This window comes from Fodinibius salsisoli (assembly GCF_026229185.1).
GTDB classification, from domain to species: Bacteria; Bacteroidota; Rhodothermia; order Balneolales; family Balneolaceae; genus Fodinibius; species Fodinibius salsisoli.
Window position 1 is genome coordinate 206,203 of sequence record NZ_JAGGJA010000002.1, and the last position, 21,683, is coordinate 227,885.

General features: G+C 43.8%; 17 protein-coding genes and 1 tRNA gene. 6 read left to right on the forward strand and 12 right to left on the reverse strand.

All coding sequences use genetic code 11. The features are described from left to right. Positions 1 to 6: 6 nt before the first annotated feature. On the reverse strand, positions 7 to 3,177 hold the full coding sequence (locus J6I44_RS03725) for a SusC/RagA family TonB-linked outer membrane protein (protein ID WP_265764644.1): 3,171 nt from the start codon (positions 3,175 to 3,177) through the stop codon (positions 7 to 9). A gap of 552 nt (positions 3,178 to 3,729) precedes the next feature. Here J6I44_RS03725 and J6I44_RS03730 point away from each other — a divergent pair. Next, complete coding sequence (locus J6I44_RS03730) at positions 3,730 to 5,142, forward strand: GWxTD domain-containing protein (protein ID WP_265764645.1); 1,413 nt, start codon at positions 3,730 to 3,732, stop codon at positions 5,140 to 5,142. A 251-nt stretch (positions 5,143 to 5,393) separates the two neighbouring features. On the opposite strand, the gene alr is transcribed toward J6I44_RS03730, so the two are convergent. The 7 genes from alr to J6I44_RS03765 form a co-directional block, all read right to left on the reverse strand. Beyond that, positions 5,394 to 6,566 carry an alanine racemase gene (gene alr, locus J6I44_RS03735; RefSeq protein ID WP_265764646.1) on the reverse strand — a complete coding sequence of 391 codons (1,173 nt, stop codon included), beginning with the start codon at positions 6,564 to 6,566 and terminating at the stop codon, positions 5,394 to 5,396. A gap of 2 nt (positions 6,567 to 6,568) precedes the next feature. Beyond that, a complete protein-coding gene (locus J6I44_RS03740; protein ID WP_265764647.1) occupies positions 6,569 to 7,723 on the reverse strand; it encodes an amidohydrolase in 1,155 nt (384 codons plus the stop codon). Positions 7,724 to 7,944: 221 nt separating this feature from the next. Continuing rightward, a complete protein-coding gene (locus J6I44_RS03745; RefSeq protein WP_265764648.1) occupies positions 7,945 to 8,541 on the reverse strand; it encodes a peptidoglycan DD-metalloendopeptidase family protein in 597 nt (198 codons plus the stop codon). Continuing rightward, positions 8,538 to 8,819, reverse strand: coding sequence for a hypothetical protein (locus J6I44_RS03750; protein ID WP_265764650.1), 282 nt, complete (start codon positions 8,817 to 8,819; stop codon positions 8,538 to 8,540). Before J6I44_RS03750 ends, J6I44_RS03745 begins: the two co-directional genes overlap by 4 nt. A gap of 81 nt (positions 8,820 to 8,900) precedes the next feature. Beyond that, entirely contained in the window at positions 8,901 to 9,971 is a 1,071-nt protein-coding gene (locus J6I44_RS03755; protein ID WP_265764651.1) for an alanine/ornithine racemase family PLP-dependent enzyme, read from the reverse strand. A 3-nt stretch (positions 9,972 to 9,974) separates the two neighbouring features. Then, entirely contained in the window at positions 9,975 to 10,415 is a 441-nt protein-coding gene (locus tag J6I44_RS03760) for a GNAT family N-acetyltransferase (protein ID WP_265764862.1), read from the reverse strand. A 10-nt stretch (positions 10,416 to 10,425) separates the two neighbouring features. Then, the gene (locus J6I44_RS03765) at positions 10,426 to 11,913 is read right to left on the reverse strand and encodes a sodium:solute symporter family protein (protein WP_265764652.1); all 1,488 of its coding nucleotides are present in this window, start codon (positions 11,911 to 11,913) and stop codon (positions 10,426 to 10,428) included. A gap of 253 nt (positions 11,914 to 12,166) precedes the next feature. Between J6I44_RS03765 and rocD the strand changes: the two genes are divergently transcribed. Continuing rightward, complete coding sequence (gene rocD / locus J6I44_RS03770) at positions 12,167 to 13,402, forward strand: ornithine--oxo-acid transaminase (protein ID WP_265764653.1); 1,236 nt, start codon at positions 12,167 to 12,169, stop codon at positions 13,400 to 13,402. An 822-nt stretch (positions 13,403 to 14,224) separates the two neighbouring features. Here the strand turns inward: rocD and J6I44_RS03775 are convergent. After that, positions 14,225 to 14,297 (reverse strand) — tRNA-Met (locus tag J6I44_RS03775). Positions 14,298 to 14,411: 114 nt separating this feature from the next. Between J6I44_RS03775 and lat the strand changes: the two genes are divergently transcribed. After that, the gene (gene lat, locus J6I44_RS03780; protein WP_265764654.1) at positions 14,412 to 15,737 is read left to right on the forward strand and encodes an L-lysine 6-transaminase; all 1,326 of its coding nucleotides are present in this window, start codon (positions 14,412 to 14,414) and stop codon (positions 15,735 to 15,737) included. 167 nt (positions 15,738 to 15,904) lie between these two features. Next, positions 15,905 to 16,456 (forward strand): carboxymuconolactone decarboxylase family protein, encoded by a 552-nt coding sequence (locus tag J6I44_RS03785; protein ID WP_265764655.1) that lies wholly within the window; start codon positions 15,905 to 15,907, stop codon positions 16,454 to 16,456. On the opposite strand, the gene J6I44_RS03790 is transcribed toward J6I44_RS03785, so the two are convergent. From J6I44_RS03790 to J6I44_RS03800, 3 genes are all read right to left on the reverse strand, one after another. Continuing rightward, positions 16,453 to 17,172 (reverse strand): SDR family oxidoreductase, encoded by a 720-nt coding sequence (locus J6I44_RS03790; RefSeq protein WP_265764656.1) that lies wholly within the window; start codon positions 17,170 to 17,172, stop codon positions 16,453 to 16,455. The two genes, J6I44_RS03785 and J6I44_RS03790, sit on opposite strands and share 4 nt — an antisense overlap. A gap of 219 nt (positions 17,173 to 17,391) precedes the next feature. Next, the gene (purL, locus tag J6I44_RS03795; protein ID WP_265764657.1) at positions 17,392 to 19,635 is read right to left on the reverse strand and encodes a phosphoribosylformylglycinamidine synthase subunit PurL; all 2,244 of its coding nucleotides are present in this window, start codon (positions 19,633 to 19,635) and stop codon (positions 17,392 to 17,394) included. Positions 19,636 to 19,737: 102 nt separating this feature from the next. After that, entirely contained in the window at positions 19,738 to 20,430 is a 693-nt protein-coding gene (locus tag J6I44_RS03800; protein WP_265764658.1) for a YjjG family noncanonical pyrimidine nucleotidase, read from the reverse strand. Between the two features lie 189 nt (positions 20,431 to 20,619). On the opposite strand from J6I44_RS03800, the gene J6I44_RS03805 reads away from it, so the two are divergent. Both J6I44_RS03805 and J6I44_RS03810 read left to right on the forward strand, forming a co-directional pair. Beyond that, positions 20,620 to 21,207, forward strand: a complete 588-nt coding sequence (locus J6I44_RS03805; RefSeq protein WP_265764659.1) for a LemA family protein — start codon at positions 20,620 to 20,622, stop codon at positions 21,205 to 21,207. Between the two features lie 23 nt (positions 21,208 to 21,230). Further along, on the forward strand, positions 21,231 to 21,665 hold the full coding sequence (locus tag J6I44_RS03810) for a TPM domain-containing protein (RefSeq protein WP_265764660.1): 435 nt from the start codon (positions 21,231 to 21,233) through the stop codon (positions 21,663 to 21,665). The last annotated feature ends 18 nt before the right edge of the window (positions 21,666 to 21,683 follow it).

The following is a 21,683-nucleotide window of genomic DNA, read 5'->3' on the forward strand; positions in this document are numbered from 1 at the left end:
GCTAAATCAGAACGAAAGTTGAATATTAGCACCGACGCTTTTCACATTCGGTATGTTATTAAACTCTACTCCCTGTCCAATCACACCGGACCCAAACACATTAGTTTCCGGATCTATATGTGGTGCTGCGGCCCATATTAGCCATAAATTACGCCCTTCAACCGAAATACTTGCACTTGAAAGAGGAGTATGCTGGAGCCACCTTCGCGGGAGGGTGTATCCAAATTTAACTTCTCGAAGTTTTACATAAGAGGCGTCATATGCTACCTCTTCGAATACAGAACCTTGGTAGAGATTTTGGTAATATTCTTCAATACTGCTAACCGGAACATCGTTTTCTCGGAAGGTTCCATCACCATTGGCAATGACCCCTCCATCATCGATAAATTCGCCATCCTCTCCTACTTGCTCCCTAAGGGCTCCTGTCTCTTCGGCCAACCCATCAAAAAACAGATCCTGAACAGTACCCGAGACAACTGTACCGCCCTGTTTTATATCGATGAGGAAGCTCAGATTGAACCCCTTGAAATCAAAAGAATTATTTATTCCAAGAAGATAATCGGGAGCTTGGGGCCCATATCGTATTTCTCCGCCCGGTACCCTGAGGCCAGTATCTTCATCAATTAAGATATCTCCATTGTCATTTCGTGCCCAACCGATACCGTATAAACCGAGTGCCTCACCCGGCACTGCCTTAACTCTCAGACCGTTGAAACCCGAATTAATTTGCAGCTCATTGACTCCAGGCGCCAACTTCTCAACAGTTTGATTATTTTTTGTAAAATTAAATGTGGAAGTCCATTGGAAATCGCGAGTTCGGATAGGAGTAACATCGAATAAAGCCTCAATACCCTGATTTTGCACTTCTCCAATATTCGTTCTCCTGGCGTCAAAACCAGTTGATAGGGGCCTTGGGATAGAAATAATCTGATCCCTTGTCTCATTATTATAGAATGTAAAATCTAATCCGAGACGACCATCAAAAAATTGTAATTCTGTTCCAACCTCTATGGATACTTGACGTTGTGGTTTAAGATTAGAGGGTGGAATAACATTGGTAGCATCAAATGCTAAAGCGCCGTCGAATGGAAATCCAAGAGTAGTACCAAACTGACCAAAAGCATCATTGTCAGGAAAATACCTAAAGGCTAACTGATAAGGAGCTTCGTCACTTCCTACCTCAGCTATACTAGCTCGTAATTTCCCGTAAGAAAGTATATCTCCACCAAAATCGAGTGCCTCAGTGAAAATAAAGCTGACATTTGCTGAAGGGTAAAAGAAAGACCTATTTTCTTTTGGCAGAGTGGAACTCCAGTCATTACGACCCGTCACATTTAAATATAAATAGTCCTGATAACCAAAAGTTGCATCAAAAAATAATGCTACAAGACGCTGCTCTGACAGGTCATTCGTAGGACTATTCGATAACGCACTTGGAAAACTATAAAGGCCTGGTACAGCTAAATTAGTTGACACATTAGAAAATATCTCTGTTTTCCGTGTATTAAGGTTTCCTCCCAATGTCGCATTAAAATTAATGTCTTGAGAAAGTTGACGATCAATACCAATCAAAAGATTAGCATCAATCTGCCGTTCTTGTATCCTATCAGTAGAGAAACCTCCAGTTAGTCTTCCTAATGTACCTACAACATCAGGCCGGCTACGGTTATCGGTATAAAAATCAATCCCCACCCGACCTGTTACATCCAACCAGTCAAGAGGAGAATAAGTAATATTACTACTCCCGAAAATACGTTCCACATCATTGTCAAGTCCATTATTTCTAGTAATAAAAAACGGGTTATTCGTCATATCTGTCAATGATATCTGCTCTCCCGTATTTTCATCTATTATATTATCCCGCAGCAAGCCAGTATTTATGGTACGAGGTAAGGAAAATATGGTTTGTATAATGGCATTAGGACTATTGCCACCTTGTACTGCTCGACCATTTGTTTCAGAAAATGTATAATTTACTGTAGCACGGGCCTGCAATTTATCATTAAATTGTTGCCCTGCATTTAATGATAAATTAGTACGCTGAAGCTCACTTTCAGGGATAATACCCTCTGACTGGGTATTTGTCACTCCCAGACGAAAATCTCCGCCAGCTTCATTTGCACCTGCAATCGATATACTGTTGATAGTTTCCATACCATTCTGGAAAAAGTTCTCAACATTGTTTGGATTGGATTGTAAAGCAACCTGTTCTCCACGGAAATCCATGATAGGTTCCCCTTCGCTGTCTACATCCTGTCCTTCAATTCTTGGCCCCCAACCATTTAGATCTTGATTATCATACTCACCACCACTTCCTTGAGCAAAAGTATTCTGGAAGTCAGGTAATCGTAACGGGCTGTTAGACCTCACTGAAGAATTAAATGTAACCTTGGTCCCCCCCTGGTCACTTCCTCTCTTTGTTGTTATAAGAATAACACCATTTTGAGCACGTTGTCCATAAAGTGCCGCTGCCGATGCACCTTTCAAAACGCTAATACTTTCGATATCATCAGGATTTATATCTGATGCCCGATTTCCAACATCAACGGCTCCCCCTGATAAGCGTGTGGCAGAAGCTGTACCTGCAACAATATTAGAATTCGATACCGGTACACCATCCACAACAAATAGTGGTTGTGTATTACCAGTTAAGGTTGAATTTCCTCGAATGACAATACGAGAAGATCCACCAATAGTACCTGACTGGCTTCCTATATCTACACCAGAAACCTTGCCAGAAAGAGAATTCAATAAATTGGTATCTCTCGCCTTTGTTATTTCTTCACCAGATACTGACGCAATACTGGTACCGATTTCGCGTGATTGCCGTTCAATTTGTTGAGCAGTTACAATTATGTCATCTAACCCAATTAAATCAGGTTCAAGTTGGATGTTGAGATCAGTCTCGCCAGCTTCTACCTCACGATTTAATGCTTTATATCCCACAAATGTAACTCGTAAGGTATAAGTACCTGGAGCAAGATTATCGATAGAGAACTGCCCATCAATATTTGTTGATGTACCACGTTCAATACTTGGTATATAGACATTGGCACCAACAACTACTTCGTCAGTTTGACTATCAGTAATAGTCCCAGAAATAGAACTATTCTGTGCAACCGAAATGAGACAAGTAGATAATAAAACTATCCCTGTTAGTAGTAGCTTTCTAAACATAGATAACCTCTTATTTTGTTATTATTGGATATGTTAGACCAACGTTTCTAACATATTTGTTACAATCCCTTCAACCTCTAAAGGGACCTATAATTACTTACCCTATTAATATCAATCTTATTCTAAAAAATAATAATTTTACAAATTGCAAAATAAGACCCTTGCTAGATAAGTTGCAATATATAACCTATAATATCAATTACTTATATCAGACGTTAAAAAATTGCCCTAATTTAAGTCATGAGTTATATTTAAAACATTTACCTTGTGCGTTTCGTTCAACCTAACATTTTTATATATATAAAATCATAATCCGACTCCGTACCTATCATATACGAACTGTTACTTTGTTTGGATTTATCTCCCCATTTTTTTCATCCAACCCCTAGCTATATTTGTATTACAATACAGCCATCGGTCTGTGCAAATCACATAATCATGTGATGAAAATTATCACAGATAAATTTTATTCTTAGCTATATCGTTTCTACATTGGTTACGAGTAGGTTTGAGTGCTTAGTTAATAGTTCTTTTAATACCGGAATATCTGCTATGAAAAATTTATCACAACACGTTCTGTTGCTTTTATTTATTTTCGCCATTTCCTGCAGCACTTCAAGGAATTTGGATATCGAACGCGGTACCGGATACAATTTTAGAGCTGGTCATCCGGAATTTCGCACTTCAGTTTATGGATATATTGATGAAGAAAAGGGATCCACTTTGGATATTAGAGCTGAAATAGTAAAAGGCAGCCTCATATATAAGGAAGAAAATGATACCCTTCAGGCACGAATATCGATTGAGTACCAGGTGCAGGACCTGGAAAATTCCGGTAATATACTAGTATCAGAGCAGTTGGAGAGAACAGTTAAAAGCACAGAACAGTCTATCAACGCTACCCGAGAAACCCTTGACCTGCAATTTAGCCATCAAATTGATCCCAGCCATTATAAGATATTGATTAGTGTCACAGACTTAAATACAAACAAGAATATTACCCAGTCGGTTGAAACCGCGATACCGGAAACGCAGGAGGGCCAATACAATCTCTCTAATATCCAGATGTACGGAAAAATTAACGATATAGGCAGTTGGGAGCCCATCAATACTTACGATGTACAAAGCAAAATCGACTCTCTTCGGTTCGTCTTTCAGGTCATAAGCCCGCAGTCGGACCAGCGCATGCAGATCCGTTCCCGACTGCTTCAATTCGAGTCGGATACGCTTTACCCCCGCCCCATGCACTATTCCAATTACAGCCCTTCATCTATTGAATACAAGGGTATCGATTACGATGAAGAAACCGAGTTACAATCCAGTCAACGAATATTAACGGATTATACCAGTACCTTTATTGAATATAAATTTGCTAACCAGGATCGGGGAAATTACCGTTTTCAGGTTAATGCCCAACGAGGTGAGGAAGAAGAATTATTTAAGGCCAGAGACTTCGGGATCAAAAGCAGAAATTACCCGGCTATTAGCTCGGCCAAAGAGCTTGCTCGTCCTCTTATCTATTTAATGGGAGAAGGCGATCATGAAGAACTTATGGAAATATCGAATTCCGATTCCCTCAAAAAAGCGGTGGATAAGTTTTGGCTCAAAAATATTGGAAATACCAATCAAGCCCGACAAGTTATCGAAAAGTATTACCAGCGGGTTGAAGAAGCCAATAAACAATTTTCTAACTTTAAGGAAGGATGGAAAACCGATCTAGGCATGATTTATATCCTGTTTGGCCCGCCATGGTACACCGAAGACCATTTGAAAGAACTTATCTGGTATTACTCCTATAATCACAGCGACCCGGAATATTCTTACTATTTTGATCAGCCCAAGTTGAAGAACAAGTACTTTCCGTTCTTTCATTTCCTCTTTAACCGCAGCAACTTCTATTATACCGTCCAGTATCAGCAGCGACAACTCTGGCTGAGCGGACAGATACTGACCCGACAGATTTAGATAATATAAATCTCATCCAAAAAACCTTATTTCTGTCGTTTATCGTCCTTTCAGGCTGTATCACAGAGTTGTACAAAGGAGATACAGAGTTACTCAAAGAAGGATTTTGTGGTTCTCAGTGTCTGCTCAGTGATTCTTTGTGAAATCAAGCTCAGAGTTGTACTCCCGCTTTATGAGAAATCCTCTTATAGAAGAACGAGAGTATAACTCCCATGGAGCTAAAAATATCTTTAGCATAAGGTTTTCTTCAATCAAACGATATAACGAGGCAGGGTTGAAGGAATCTGTACCAGTACCTCGTAATTCATAAAGTTGCGCATCTCGCTGAAGGAGGCTACCGTCATTTCCTGGTCACCCTGTTTCCCGATGATGACCACTTCGTCTCCCTTTTGGACGTTGGAGATATCCGTAATATCAACAGTGAGCAGGTTCATGTTTACCAGCCCGGCTACCGGGGCGCGCTCTCCGTTGATCAATACAATGCCTACGTTGGTCAGGTTGCGTCCGAATCCATGGCTGTAGCCGATGGGCACGGTAGCTATCTGCTGATTACGACTGGTTAGATAGGTATTTCCATATCCAATAAACTCGCCCGCGGGCACTCTTTTTGTACTCATTACTTCGCTTTTCCAGCTGATGACCCGTTCCAGTGGATCTTCGTGCTTGGCATTAATCTCAGGATACTTTTTGACAAAATTCATATAAGTTTCCCGATTGGGCCAAAATCCATACTGTGCAATGCCAATGCGTACCATATCCATAATCGTCTCGGGATAATTTAAAGTAGATGCCGAGCACGCAGTATGATAATTTTCAGCATCAATACCCTGCTCTTCGAACCAAGAGGTATATTCCTCAAATCGATCAATTTGTTCTTGAATGCGCACATAATTCCCGACGCTTTCAGCCCCGGCATAATGGGTACATAACCCATCAATTTGCAAATATTCACTGTGATCTTTAATAAGCTGAGCTGTTTCACCAAACTGGTCTGAATCCAGCCCGAGCCGGTTCATGCCGGTCTCCAGATGTAGATGAACACGCGCCGGTTTGCCAATCCGTTTAGCTTCTTCTGCTGCTGCTTTCAGGCGATCCAGCTCAAAAATAAAGAAGGAAACATCATGCTCGATAGCCCAGGCAATAACATCATTCCTGATCATTCCCATAATCATAACGTGTGTATCTTCATGGGTTGAAGCACGACAGGCTTTGCGGGCTTCATCGGAGCTGAATACCGAAAAATGCCGGATGCCACACTCTTCTGCGAGTGGCACGAAATAGTCTATACCATGCCCGTAAGCATTCCCTTTGATCACTGAACTAAATACCACATCCTCTCCCACATAATTTTTGAGAAAGGAAATGTTTTTCTGCAATGAAGATTTACTTAACTCCACATAGCAAGGGGAAAATTCATCTTTCATTCTTATGAGTTAATCTCTTTTATAATTTGCATGAACATCAATGTGCCGGTGTGAATTACCTCGTCGGGGAAATCGTAGGTTTCGGCATGCAGGGCAGCATGGTTCTCTCCGATACCCAATCCAAACATGGCTCCCGGAATTTCCCGACTAAAGTGCCCAAAATCTTCAGACCAGCTAAACGGAGCTTCTTTCTCCCGGATATCAAGTTCCTGGACTTCGGCCGCTTTTCGAATAATGTCAACCGCTTTCGGGGCATTCTTCGTGGCAGAAAACGGTTCAACCCACCGATGATCTATGGAGAGGTCGTATGTTTGGGCGATGCCTTCCGCAATGTTAAGACAGCGTTCTTGCAGCGATGTCAGGAGTTCATCGTCGTAGGTGCGCAAAGTAGCACGAACGGTTGCTTGTCCCGGCGAAGTGCCAAACGCGCGCTCCCCGAGCTCTGCATTGATGACGGTTACCTTGGTTGCCTCATCCAGCGCACTGTAATATTGGGGCACTGCTGATAGTGCCTGGACCAATTGAGCCATGGCCATAGCAGGGCTTCGCCCTTCCTCGGGATGAGCAGCGTGCGCCGTTTCCCCCTGAAACTCTACCTCAAGACCTACCGAAGCAGCCGCAAAAACCTGATCTCGAACTACAATACGATGAGGCTCATACCCGGGAAGGTTATGCAGAGCAAAGCAGTAGTCGGGTTCCAACGATTGGAATACTTGATCCTTGAGCACCCGCTCTGCCCCCCTTCCAGTCTCTTCCGAAGGTTCAAAAAGCAACGAAACGGTCCCCTTGGATGGACGTTCAGCGGCCATAAGCATAGCCACCCCACAGATAATCGCCATGTGTCCATCATGTCCGCATTTGTGGCCTACCCCATCCGACTTCGATCGGTATTCAGTTTCAATCTCATCAGAAATGGGGAGTGCATCCAGCTCGCACCGGAGCAGAATATGTTCTCCATCTGAAGCCCCCCGATAAGTTGCTATGATGCCATGGCCTCCGACACCATTGTATATTTCATCCGGTTTGGCTTTTTCCGTTAAGAAAGACTCAATGGCCTGAGCCGTACGATTTTCTGATCCTGATACTTCAGCAATCGAGTGCAAGTACTGTCGGAAGGAAGTAAGCTGGGGAAGGTGTGTTTCAATATCAAAAGTCATTCAATGACGTAGCTTTCTGGTAAGATTTGAAATAACTATTAAGAAGTTAATTTTCAAGCAAAATTGCCAATCAGGTTGCAGGTAAAAGCTGTGGTTTCTGATCGTCCGGGTCAAGGATTAATTCCAGAAATTCCGATCTCTAGCTTTCAGTATCCAACATCTAAACTCCAGCTTCCAAACTCTCAACTTAATACTTTACTCTTCTAACTTAAGACTTTCCGTTAATATAACTGTCCCAAAATAATCCGGGGATCAGGATAAATTCCCAGTGCTTGCTCGTGTCCTTCATCGGAGACCACGCCGGGCATATCCGCTTTACCGGGATCTTCAATCGATAACTGAAAATGCAGGTGCGGCACCCATCCTCCATTTACTTCTTCCGAACCAAGATCTGCAATATGCTGCCCTTTTTGTACCTGCTCACCTACCGAAACTTGCTGCAGAGAAGCACGGGTCAGATGACCGTACAAGGCAAATACTTCGGTCGAATCTATCGTATATTTAATAACTATCGTTGGACCATAATCGCCCGGCTGATTATTGTCTTTCATGTATACTACTTTTCCATCGGCAAATGAATACACCGAGGCGCCGGCTTCGGTCCAGATATCGATGCCCATATGGATATCCCGGCTGCTTTTGTAATGGGGGGCAACATACATCTCTTTGCGTTTCTCATTGTAGCGGCCAATGCCCCACTTTTTGCTGCGAATAAACTCCGGATTGTAGCCCTCTGTAAAATCGAACAGATACATTTCTTCGGGATCGTCCGGGTAGTCCATTACGTTGGCAAAGTCGATAGTAGACAGGGTCTTCATAAATGGCAATGATTCAAAAAGTTAAGAGTCTGGCGCAAAGAATCGGGTGGTCCAATATCCCAGTTATGGCTTTTAGTTTCCAGTAAAAGAAAATAAAGAATCTTATTCAGGGCTTCTTTCTTATCCATTAGCAATGGACTTAGTAGTCCACAGAGCCTGGAGTGGTAAGTCCAGTCGGTATGGGTAGTTATCCAGTCGCTGTGGCGGGACGAGTACGAGGCCTCATCGAGCGATTGCTTTTTCGTCTGATGAATGAAATGAGCAACCTTCATTTTCATTGGGAGAGCCTAATACATAATGGGATAAGACGGTAAAGATAAAGCCCACCTTAGATCCGGTGAGCCTCATCTACCTCAACATTATTCTACAATTTTATCAATATAATCGGAATTCATAATTCCAAGAGCTCCCATGTATTTCATGCGGAAGCGGATAAAATCTCCCACTTCATAACCGGCCGCATTGTCTCCCACATCCAGGATGAGCATATCAGAGCTGGCATCGGCGACTTTCACATTATCCTCCACATTAATCAGATGATCCGGATTGATATCCAGATAGCCAATATCCAGGATAGCCCGGTAGGATGTTTCACCATAGTCATCTTTGTCAATATCCGCTACTTTGCCCTGTGGATTCTTACCTAAATCGCCACTGGGTACTTTGGGCTTTTCCGCAATTTCAATAACCTGGGTGTACAGCTCCAGCACATCATTATGCATGCCCTCGATGGTACCGTCAGCAAAGAGGTCTTTGCCAAAAAAGAGAGCTTCGCCCACCCGAAAGTGGTTAATGCCCTTAGGAAGCTGGTTGCGCAGCAACAATGGAATGGTCACGGTTGTTCCACCTGATACAAGTGGAATCGTTTTATCAAACTGCAGCTCGATAATCTGCTTGTAGAGCGAGAGCTGAATTAGCTTATCTTCATCCGGCATCACCCCGTGCATGCAGTTCAGGTTGGTGCCAATACCCAATACTTCTAAATTCTCAAGCTTAAAGACCTTTTCGTAGAAATCGATCAGGTTTTCACGGATGACCCCCTCGCGCAGGTCGCCCATCTCAATCATAATGATCACCTTGTGCACCTTGCCCTGCTTTTGTGCCTCTTCGGAAAGGGCATGCAAGGTGGAAAGCTCCGTATTGAGACTGGCATCCGCATACTTAACCACCGATTCGATAATATCCTTGGGGGGCGGCTTGATATAGGTGGTCATGGTATCCGGATCGATCTCCTTGATCTTACGCAGGTTGCTGATCCGCGAGTCGTGCATCTCCCCGATACCAAGGTCAGCTACTTCTTTTAGGTACTCTTCATGACCGCAAAGCAGCTTGGTTGTGATCCCCCACTTGATGTCGTTCTTCTTGAAGAGGTTATCGAGAAAATTATAATTATCGCGCAGTTTGTCTCGATATAATTTTAAATAGGCCATACCCTATTTCTTAAGTCGCATTTCTAAATATTCATTAGTAAACCCGTACTTTTCATACAGATGTATAGCAGGGTTATCAGCCTCTACATGTAAGGCAATATCACCGTCTGTAGCATCAATGATCTTTTCCATAAGCTGCTTGCCCAGCCCCTGCCCTCGGGCCTCTGCATGAACAGCAATATACACCAAAATATGCTCAGGAATAAATCCACTCATGTTGGTATGATTGATAATAACCGCTCCCATAATGGTTTCTTCCTCATGAGCGACCAAGATAAAACCATCCTGGCCAGGACCATCACCATAAGCATAGCTGATGCACTTTAAAATAAGCTTCTTTTTATCGCCATATTCATCCAGATGTTCGTGCAAAAAGCTGGCTATATCTTCCCTGCTAAATACGGTAGGGTTTTTCGTATCTGAATATATGATATCAAATTGCATATTCGACAAATTATACCTGTTTACTATACTGATATGTTGTATCTGAAGATTCTTCCATTTGTTCCTTTTGCCGGTCGGGAAATAGCAACGACAAACTTACAAACGCAATAGCCGAAACGGTAATTCCAAACACATTAGCATCCAGCCCGGCCGGCAGCTGTTGCAAAAATACTTCCAGCGATACGGTAGTTGCCCCGCCAAGAATCATGGCAGCCAAGGCACCTACACTGCTGCTTTTTTCCCAATAGAATGCTCCAATAATGGGTACAAATAATCCGGATACCATAAATGCGTACGAGTAAAGCATTAAATCCAACACATTGGTCATCATGCTTGCGATTAAGATCGCTCCCATCCCAATAATAAAGGTGGTAACTTGTGAAAACCGCAAAAAGGTATCGCTTTCGTGATCTACATCCTTAAAATAACCAATTATATCGGAAACTACATTTCCGGATGCTGCCATCAGGCAGCTGTCGGCTGTAGAAAGAATAGCTGAAAAATAGGCGCTCATCATAATGCCCATTAGTCCCACGGGTAGCACGGTTCGCAGCAGCATGGGCAAGCCGGTCTCTGGATCGGTATCAGCGATATTTTCAGCTCCCAGGTAGTCAAACATCCCCTGCGATGCGGCTACTTTGGCAAACAGTCCCAGGGCTACGCCCATGAAGGCCATAACAGGCCACTCGAAGACACCGGCCAGATACCATGCTCTTTTAGCCGTTTTTTCGTCATTACAGGCGTAAATTCGCTGGTAGAGCGTCATCCCCACAAACCATATCGGGATGATGGTGACGGCCCAGTATACTACCTTTTGCCAAGTCATATTGCTCATCGAGAGCAATGCAGGATCGACGGTCTGAGAAATGGCTTCCCATCCACCCACCGCCGTATATGAAATAGGAATACCAATAAAGACAAGACCGACCATCAGGATGGCCCATTGCACCGTATCCGTATAAATAACGGCTTTGAGTCCGCCCATCACCGTGTAAATAACGGCAATAGATCCCATAATAATTAAAGCTGTTTGCAGATCGAGCTGGGCAAATGTTCCCTGAGCAAGCTTAGCGCCTGCTAAAATCTGGGAACTGGTAAACCCGGCATATCCTACCGCCGAAATAATGCCGGCAATAAGAGCTACTTCGGGAGTAAAGTAATGTTTAAAAACCTCAGGAAAGGTATAGGCTTTATCAAAAACAGGATTTCCCTTCACTTTGGGAATGAGGAACACGGCCGCCAGCCACGCGCCTAAAAGACCGGTAAAAAGCATCCAGGATCCGGAAATACCCATTACAAAGCCAAGACCGCCCAAACCGATGGAAAAGCCACCACCAACGTCGGTAGCAACAACGGAGAGCCCGATATGGAGGCTACTCATATTGCGGCCTCCCACATAATAGTCTTCAGCACCCTCATTTCTGTTCAAAAAGAAGAGCCCAAAGCCCAACATTGCCAGCATGTAGCAGGCAAAGATCGTTAGGTCAATCCAGTGCATATATGTAGTTGTAATCCATCAAATTGGATTTCTATCTAATAAAAAAACCCTTGAGCAATTAGGCTCAAGGGTTAAAATTTATTGTGCATAAATATATCCTACTTTAGGCGGAATTTCCAACTTTGCCAATATTTCCAAGCATGCAATGTCTTGTTGGTCTTTGATAAAACTATTTTTCCCTGAAAAAGATATTTGCCTTCTCTTTTTAAGATCCTATTTTCTAAGCTCATTTACATTTTTAAACAATTATTCTATGACTACCACCGAACAAGCCATTTCTTTGGAAGATCAATATGGAGCTCACAACTATCATCCTTTACCTGTTGTTGTCGCCCAGGCCGACGGCGTACATGTCTGGGATCCGGAGGGGAATCGGTATTATGATTTTCTATCGGCCTATTCGGCGGTCAATCAAGGACACTGCCATCCACGAATTGTTAAAGCCCTTAAAGCACAGGCAGAAAAACTGACCCTTGTTTCCCGTGCCTTTTACAGTGATCAGCTGGGAGCATATGAGAAGTTTATGCACGATCTTTTTGGGTATGACAAACTTTTGCCTATGAATACCGGGGCCGAAGGAGTTGAGACGGCCATTAAATTGTGCCGTAAATGGTCGTATGAGAAGAAGAACCTTACTCCCGAAAAGGCTACCATCGTAGTGGCTAAAGGGAACTTCCACGGCCGAACAACCAGCATTATCTCCTTTTCCAATGATCCTGTAGCCCGGAAAAATTTTGGTCCCTACACCCCTGGCTTCTCCTCCATTCCTTATAACGATCTGGATGCTTTGGAAGCCGCACTACAAGAAAAGGATGTTGCTGGATTTTTAGTTGAGCCCATCCAGGGTGAAGCCGGCGTGATTGTACCCGATGAAGGATATCTGAAAAAGGCATCCGAACTTTGCCAAAAGTATGACGTTCTTTTTATCGCTGATGAAATTCAAACAGGCATTGCCCGAACGGGGGAAATGCTGTGTGTGGATCATGAAAATGTGCGTCCTGATATCGTTATTCTGGGCAAAGCCCTTTCTGGGGGTGCCTACCCTGTCTCGGCGGTGTTAGCAGATGATAATATTATGGAGTGTCTGCGTCCCGGAGAACATGGTTCTACCTACGGTGGGAACCCGCTGGCTTGTGCCGTGGCGATGGAGGCACTAAAAGTGATTCAGGACGAAGAGCTTGCTGAAAATGCGGAACAACTTGGCGAATTTTTCCGCGATGAAATGAAAAAACTTATTGATGAGACAGACCTGGTAAATCTTGTTCGTGGCAAAGGACTACTCAATGCCATTGTTATTAATGATACTGAGGACAGCGATACGGCGTGGAACATCTGCCTAAAACTTAAGGCAAATGGCTTGCTGGCCAAGCCAACTCACGGTAACATCATCCGTTTTGCTCCTCCTCTGGTTATGACCAAAGAGCAGCTTGCAGACTGTGTGTCTATAATTGGTGAAACCATCAAAGAATACGAAGAGGTAGAGGCGTAACTCGCACTTTATTTGTAGAAAACAGAGCAGCTCAAAGCCCTCAGTTTGTAAAATCTCTGAGGGCTTTTCTATTGCCAAACAGTAAGTATGCTACAGATGCATGTTTTACTGCTGGCCGATATTTTATAACTCTTTATCAAGTACTTAGATCTGAAACCCATCCAAAAACAACTGAATATTATTTTAATTACTTGCTTTATATGCTAATATCCATACAGTAAATTACTATTTACTATAAACTAAAAAGATAAAAAATGAAATCAGGTTATAGATCAGCTGGATTATTAATCTTTGGAATAGTATTTCTATTATCTATCAAGAGTTGTTCATCTTTCATGCAGTCTGCTCGAAAATTTGGCGGAAATAATCACGGTGCCTGTGCTAAGCATAATGGCGTCAACTGCAAGGCTGGAGCAGATACCGATGGCTCGGTAATCTGTTATGATGGGTACCGGGATTCTGGATACAGCTATTCAAGTGTCTGTAATTAGCTATATGGTCAAAGGATGAGTTTAATGCTTGAAACCAGAATAGTAAGTCCACTGTACCGGATTACTAACTCAACTATGCACTTTTGAGTTGCTTCTCCCGACTCAGTCTCAAATTCTTCGGTATACGCTATTTTCTGTGGGTGATATTTTATAGTCCATCCTTTTCTGCCTAATTTGTTATTTGAGAGTATCCACCGTTTGAGGTTCGAAGTAGACCTTATATAAATTATGTCGTCTTTATGAGAATGAAGTGTGTAGATAGTAAACTTCTTTCCCTCTCTTGTAATAAAAAAGGCGACTCTCTGGTTACAGAAAGTCGCCTTTTACTTAGTGGCGGGGGCAGGATTCGAACCTGCGACCTTCGGGTTATGAGCCCGACGAGCTACCAGCTGCTCCACCCCGCGATGTGAATGCCTATAATAAGGCTTGACATGGGTACTTGTCAATAGTAAATTCAAATTTATTTCCTTTCCCTATTTAGAGCTAAAAATGAATGTCTAAAGCTAAAAAAGAGGCTTATGTCCATCACAGAAGAAGTTTCAGCAACGCAAGTGCACAATGTACTCTCCAAACACCTCCTCACTGACGGTTATGATTTTGTCTTAGATCTGGAAAACAGTGCGGAAGCGTATCTTTATGATGCCAGAACCGGAGATCGATACCTCGATTTCTTCACCTTTTTTGCCTCGAATCCTTTGGGAATGAACCATCCCAAAATTGCCAATGACGCCTTTCGTCAAAAAATTGGCCAGGTTGCCCTTAATAAACCTTCTAACTCTGATATTTATACCGAAGAACTGGCTGAATTTGTCGATACCTTCGACCGAGTGGGCATTCCGGATTATCTACCTCATTCCTTTTTTATTTCAGGTGGGGCGCTGGCGGTAGAAAATGCCCTTAAAGTGGCTTTTGATTGGAAAGTGCAGAAAAATTTTGAGAAAGGATATCGCCAGGAAAAAGGCCATAAAGTACTACACTTCGAGAAGGCATTCCATGGCCGCAGTGGGTACACCATGTCATTAACGAATACCGATCCAAAGAAAGTTAGATATTTTCCAAAATTTGACTGGCCCAGGATTATTGCTCCCGCGATGACTTATCCTGCTACAGCTGAGCATATTAAACAGACCGCCGCACAAGAAGAACGAGCCATTGCCCAAGCCGAGCGTTATTTTGAGATTCACAAAGACGATATCGCTTGTATCATTATCGAGCCCATCCAGGGTGAAGGCGGCGACAACCATTTCCGGAAAGAGTTCCACCAGGCTCTCCGTGATTTGGCCGACAGACATGAAGCCCTGTTGATCTACGACGAAGTGCAAACCGGTGTGGGACTGACCGGAAAATTTTGGGCTCACGAACATTATGTTAAACCCGATATTCTGGCCTTCGGAAAAAAAGCCCAGGTTTGTGGTATTTTAGCCGGTAACCGGATTGATGAAGTTAAAGATAACTGCTTCAACGTATCCTCACGGATCAACTCTACCTGGGGTGGTAACCTTGTGGATATGGTTCGTTTCCAACGCATCCTTGAAGTTATTGAAGAAGACGATCTGGTTGAAAACGCCGCTCAAACAGGCGATTATCTGCTCCAGAACATTCAGGGCTTAGCCGACCAGTTTGAAGCTGTTACTAATGCCCGTGGTAAAGGACTCTTCTGCGCTATTGACCTTCCTAACAGTCACATTCGAGATAAAGTAGTAAAAGAGTGCTTTAAAAATAAGCTGATGATTCTTGCTTGTGGTACCCATACCATCCGCTTCCGTCCACCACTGACGGTTGAGAAGCATCATATTGATGAAGGGATGAATATCATTGAGGAATCCCTGAAATCGGTTATTTAAAGTGTTATTTGCCAAAAGATGCTGCCCATAACTTTTCAATCATCACAGGTTGCATCTTTTTGTTGTAAAGAGTAAATAACTTAATAGAGTTTGTAAAACTTGACTTGTCAAATGACAAGATAGAGTAGTTTTACAAATACCTTCTTTAAAAATTAAATAAATGCTTTATGGCTCATATTGACCTCAATAATGACAATCCTGGAATTGTGGGACTCTTTCACTTCCGTCCTGATACAGCCAACCCGCTGTGTCAACTGGCGGAAACATTATTGCGTGGCCCCTCGCCTCTATCAAGTGCCGAGCGAGAAATGATCGCTTCCTATGTTTCCTATCAGAATAACTGCCACTTTTGTCATACTTCTCACGGAGCTTCGGCAGCCCATCATGTAGATGGGGATCTTTCCCTCATTGATGATATTAAGAACGACTTTGAAGAGACCGAAGTAACGCCAAAGTTTCGGGCTCTGCTGGATATCGCCAGGAAGGTGCAGCAAAGTGGCCGTGAGGTTGCAGACGAGCATATCCAGAAAGCCAAAGCGGAAGGAGCTACGGATCGTGAAATCCATGATACGGTGCTCATAGCAGCAGCTTTTTGCATGTATAATCGCTATGTGGACGGACTGGGAACCTGGGCTCCCAAAGAAAACGAAGCCTATAATGAGATGGGCAAAATGATGGCCCACGAAGGATATATGCGAGATCGTCCCGAGCTGGATTAAACCATCTGGTGCGATTCTGGCTGCAGTACCATTTCATTGAGCACCGAGTCTTCCGGCTGATTGGCAGCATAATAAACCGCTTTGCCAACTTCTTCGGGAGTCAGCATTTTATCTTTACGAACACGCATATCAACCTTGGGGCTGTCCCACATAGGGGTATCTACACCGCCAAGGTGCATAAGCGTAAATTTGACACCGCTGCGTTGGTGCTCTTTTATGAGTGATTTGGTAAAGCCGGTTACCGCAAATTTGGAAGCCGAATATACCGACGAATTTTTCATCGGATATTTTCCCACGCTGCCGGGAAACATAACCACACGACCTTTTTTCTCCGTAGCCATATAGCGGACAACCGTCTGTGTCACCAAAAAAGTCCCAAAAATATTAGTCTCAAACATCTCTTTGGCATCATCCGGTTTTATATCCAACAAAGGCTGGATGACCGCTGTGCCAAAGGCATTGACCAGCACATCAATAGGCCCCAGATCTTGGGTTATTTCCCGAACCATATTCGAAACCGAGGACAAATCGGTCACCTCCACGCCAATGACATAGGCCTCTTTTCCAGATTCATTAATTTCCTTGGCAATACTTTCAGCCCTCTCTTGATCACGAGCAGCGAGGACCACAGTGGCCCCACCTTTTGCAAAGGTACGTGCACACGCTTCTCCAATACCACCCGAACCGCCGACGATAAGAACAATTTTATCTTTCATGATAACTATAGTTGACCACTCATTTACACAGATTATTTCTCTTTAATAATATATTGAAACCACTTTCAGGGGTTAAACCATAACCTTTAGAGCCAACCACCCTTTTCCCCTCCTTCATAAGGAGGGGAAAAGCTATGATCTCACTGTTTCTCCCCTTATGAAGGGGAGATCAAGAGAGGTTGAATAATCATAATGGGCATATTTCAATTCCTAAACACGCTACTTCTGTTGCATCGCCTGCTCAATTACACCTTCGTACAGTTCCGTAACCTCGTCCACAGGTATTTCTAATACCCCTTCAATATTAAGCACCGGATCAGTTCCAACGGTACCCAATGCAGTGAAAGGAATATCATGATTGGAGAAGTGATCTTCTAATGTTGCCTTACCATCAGCTGGACAGCTAACAACCACGCCCGATTGTGCTTCACTGTAGAGCACTTCATGTTTATTGTCGCCCAGGGCATCCACAGACACCGTTGCTCCTTTCCGGGCAAAAAGCGCCATTTCAGCAAGCGTAATCGCCAGCCCACCATCTGAAATATCATGCACAGCATTTACCTTCTTGGCTTGAATGGCTTCCAGGAGCGCTTCCTGCAAGCTTCCCTCAAACTCGAGATCTATTTCCGGGGCATCGCCCGTTGTCAGGTCATGCAAAGTATGCAGATATTCACTACCCCCCAGACCATTCCGCTCGGCACCAATGTAGTAAATAAGGTCCGACTCTTGCTTGAATTCCGGTGTCATTCGATCATTTTCCAAGTCTTCGATCAGACCCAGCATGCCAATAACCGGTGTGGGGAACACAGCCATCTTGGGATTTTCATTATAGAAGCTGACGTTTCCTCCTGTTACCGGCGTATTGAAGGTACGGCACGCTTCGCTCATGCCGGCCAGGGCCTCTTTGAATGTCCAGTACACTTCCGGTTTATATGGATTACCAAAATTCAGGCAATTCGTTATGGCCATCGGCTTAGCGCCACTGCAGACCACATTTCTTGCCGCCTCAGCAACAGCAATTTGTCCGCCGCGCCGTGGGTTCAAATACACATATCGGCCGTTACAATCCGTTTTAACAGCCAACCCTTTATTGGTTCCTTTAATCCGAACAACTCCAGAATCGGATGCTCCCGGACCGTTCACCGTATTCGTTCGCACCATGGTATCATACTGTTCAAAAACCCAGCGCTTAGAGGCCACATTGGGTGATTGCAATAATGTCTCGAGGATTTCTTTGTGATCAGAAGGATGATCCAGGCTATCTATATCGAAAGACTGCGTTTCTTCCAGGTATTCCGGCTTCTTCGTCTCACGCTCATAACGCGGAGCTCCTCCGCCCAGTACCAGGCTGTCGGCCGGGATATCCGCTTTCACTTCACCATCTTTATGATAGGTTACATTTTCATCATCGGTTACTTCTCCAATAACGACGGCATTAAGATCCCATTTTTCATAAATATCAATAATTTCTTGCTCACGTCCCTTCTCAGCAACGACTAACATCCGCTCTTGACTCTCGGAGAGCAGCAGCTCGTAGGCCGTCATGCCTTTTTCACGTGCGGGCACCTTATCCAAGTCGATATTCATACCGCTTTTACCTTTAGCACTCATCTCGGAAGAGGAACAACTAATACCCGCCGCTCCCATATCCTGGATGCCGACGAGACCGCCATTTTTGATCACTTCCAGCGTGGCTTCCAGCAGCAGCTTCTCTGAGAAAGGGTCCCCCACCTGCACACTCGGGCGTTTTTCTTCACTTTCTTCGCTAATTTCTTCGGAAGCAAATGTCGCCCCGTGGATGCCGTCCCGTCCGGTTTCAGAACCCACAATAATGACGGGGTTACCCGCACCTTTGGCAATGGCCGATGCGGTACGATCGGCTTTCACAATGCCTACACTCATGGCGTTAACAAGCGGATTCCCTTCATATTTTTCATCGAAATAAATTTCGCCCCCTACTGTTGGCACGCCAAAGGAATTACCGTAATCGGAAATACCCCGAACAACACCATCCAGCAGAAATCGGACGCGGGGGGTATCCAGATCACCAAAACGAAGCGAATTGAGGCTTGCAACGGGACGCGCCCCCATCGTAAAAATATCGCGATGGATACCGCCGACTCCTGTCGCTGCGCCCTCATAAGGCTCAATAGCCGATGGATGGTTATGGCTCTCCACCTTAAACACACAGCCCAGTCCATCTCCAATATCCACCAGTCCGGCATTTTCTTCTCCGGCCCCTACCAACATTTGCGGACCTTCATTGGGCAGTTTTTTTATTTCAAGAATGGAGTTTTTATATGAGCAGTGTTCACTCCACATCACAGAGTACACCCCTAATTCGGTAAATGTGGGTGTCCGCCCCAAATACTCCTTAATCATCTCGAACTCTTCCTCGGTAAGTCCGTGATCTTTTGCTAATTCCAGTGTTACTTCGGGTTCTGTTATGGCGGTATTCGACATATTAATTTTACTTAGAAAATAAAGTTTATCATTGGTAAAAGCATTACAAGGAGGTATAAGAACATATGGGATATAAGATGCTTCCCTATCCCCTTATTTTCTTTATATCCTTATATAATTACTTAAATCATTAAAATCACTAAAAACGAACTGGGCTTTCTTCTGCTTTGCTGAGTCCCCGTTTTGGGTAAACCAGGCCGTATCCCAGCCAAAATTTGTGGCCCCTTCAATGTCAGATCTATAAGAATCTCCTACGTACAGGATATCATTTTTATCCAAACCGGTTTGACGGGTAGCATATTCAAAAACTTTTGGATCTGGTTTCAACGCTCCTACATCCTCCGAAATAACTACATGCTCTGCCGAACGATACAATCCAAAATCATCCAGTTTTTTGCGCTGTGTTTCAGCAAAGCCATTCGTTAAAATTCCGACCGGATACTTTTGGACAACGCGCTGATATAAGGCCTCGGCGCCCTCTATCCACTGCCAGTGGTTCCGGTAGCAAGCAATGTAGTATTGACCAATCCGGGCATAGTCCGAAGAATCCAGATTGAGCTTCTCTAATGTCTGCTCAAATCGATTTCGCTGCAACTCCTGCCGGCTGATCTCACCGCCACTATATTGCGCCCACTGCATACTATTCACTTGGTGATAGATATCAATGAGTGCTTCAGTATTCGTCTCTTTAAAAAGCGAAAAATGAGCATGCACATCTAAGAGTGCGGCTCGTTCTGCAGAACGGTGATCCAGAAGCGTATCATCCAGATCGAAATAAATAAATTTATAGGCCAAGACCTTTAGCATTTAACAATTATGGTAATATTTGGCCCAAAGATAGGAATTAGATTGCTAAGAATTAAAAATGAAAAAGTAAAAATGATCTGATAGTTTTCAATGGTTGAGAAATGAGACAATGGCTGTATCTATTTTCTCTTCCTTTCGTATATTGAGACCGATAAACCCTAAATTAAGAATAAACCTATGAATATTAAGACTCTCATCGGAATTGGCGCAGTTGTTTTGTTGGTAATTTATGGTATCAACATTAATAATGGATTGGTGGAAAAGCAGGAAACGGTGAATCAATCCTGGGCACAGGTCGAGAATCAGTATCAGCGACGCGCAGATTTGGTTCCTAACTTAGTCAATACGGTAAAAGGGGCCGCCGACTTTGAGCAGGAGACGCTGACGGATGTCATTGAAGCCCGCAGTAAAGCTTCTTCGATCCAGTTGAATGCTGATGATCTCAACAATCCCCAAAGAATTCAACAGTTTCAACAGGCCCAGCAGCAGCTCTCAGGGGCGCTTTCCCGCCTGATGGTTACCGTGGAACGCTATCCAGAGCTTAAGGCCAACCAAAATTTCCGTGATTTGCAAACGCAACTGGAAGGCACCGAAAATCGGATCGCCACGGAACGTCAACGATTCAACGAGGCAGTGCAAACGTATAATACCGATATTCAAAAATTTCCAACGAACGTCTTTGCGGGTATCCTTGGTTTTGATGACAAGGCTTACTTTGAAGCGGATGAGGGCGCCAGCGAAGCTCCGGAAGTTGATTTTAATTAGTTTTCATTTAGCCTATTGTAGATATGCCATCAAAAGATCTCCTTACGAAAAAGCAAGAGCAGCAAGTCATTGAAGCTATACAGGAAGCGGAAAAACGAACATCCGGCGAAATACGAATCCATATTGAACAAAGCTCTGATCAGGAGCCGCTGCAACGAGCTGCTTATATTTTTCATGAGCTTGGGATGGATCAAACAACGCTGCAGAACGGGGTTCTCATCTATATTGCGGATGAGGATCACCAGGCAGCGATTTATGCCGGCAAAGGGATCCATGAACAGGTCGAAGATGACTACTGGAGTACGATCCTGGATCAGCTGATTGCCCATTTCAAGAAACAAGAGTTTGAACAGGGCATTGAAGAAACAGTCCGCCGAGTAGGCCAAAAACTTGCTGACCTTTTTCCTCCTGATGGCAGAGCTACCAACGAACTCTCGGATGAAATCAGTTACACCTAATTTTTGATTAATAACCTG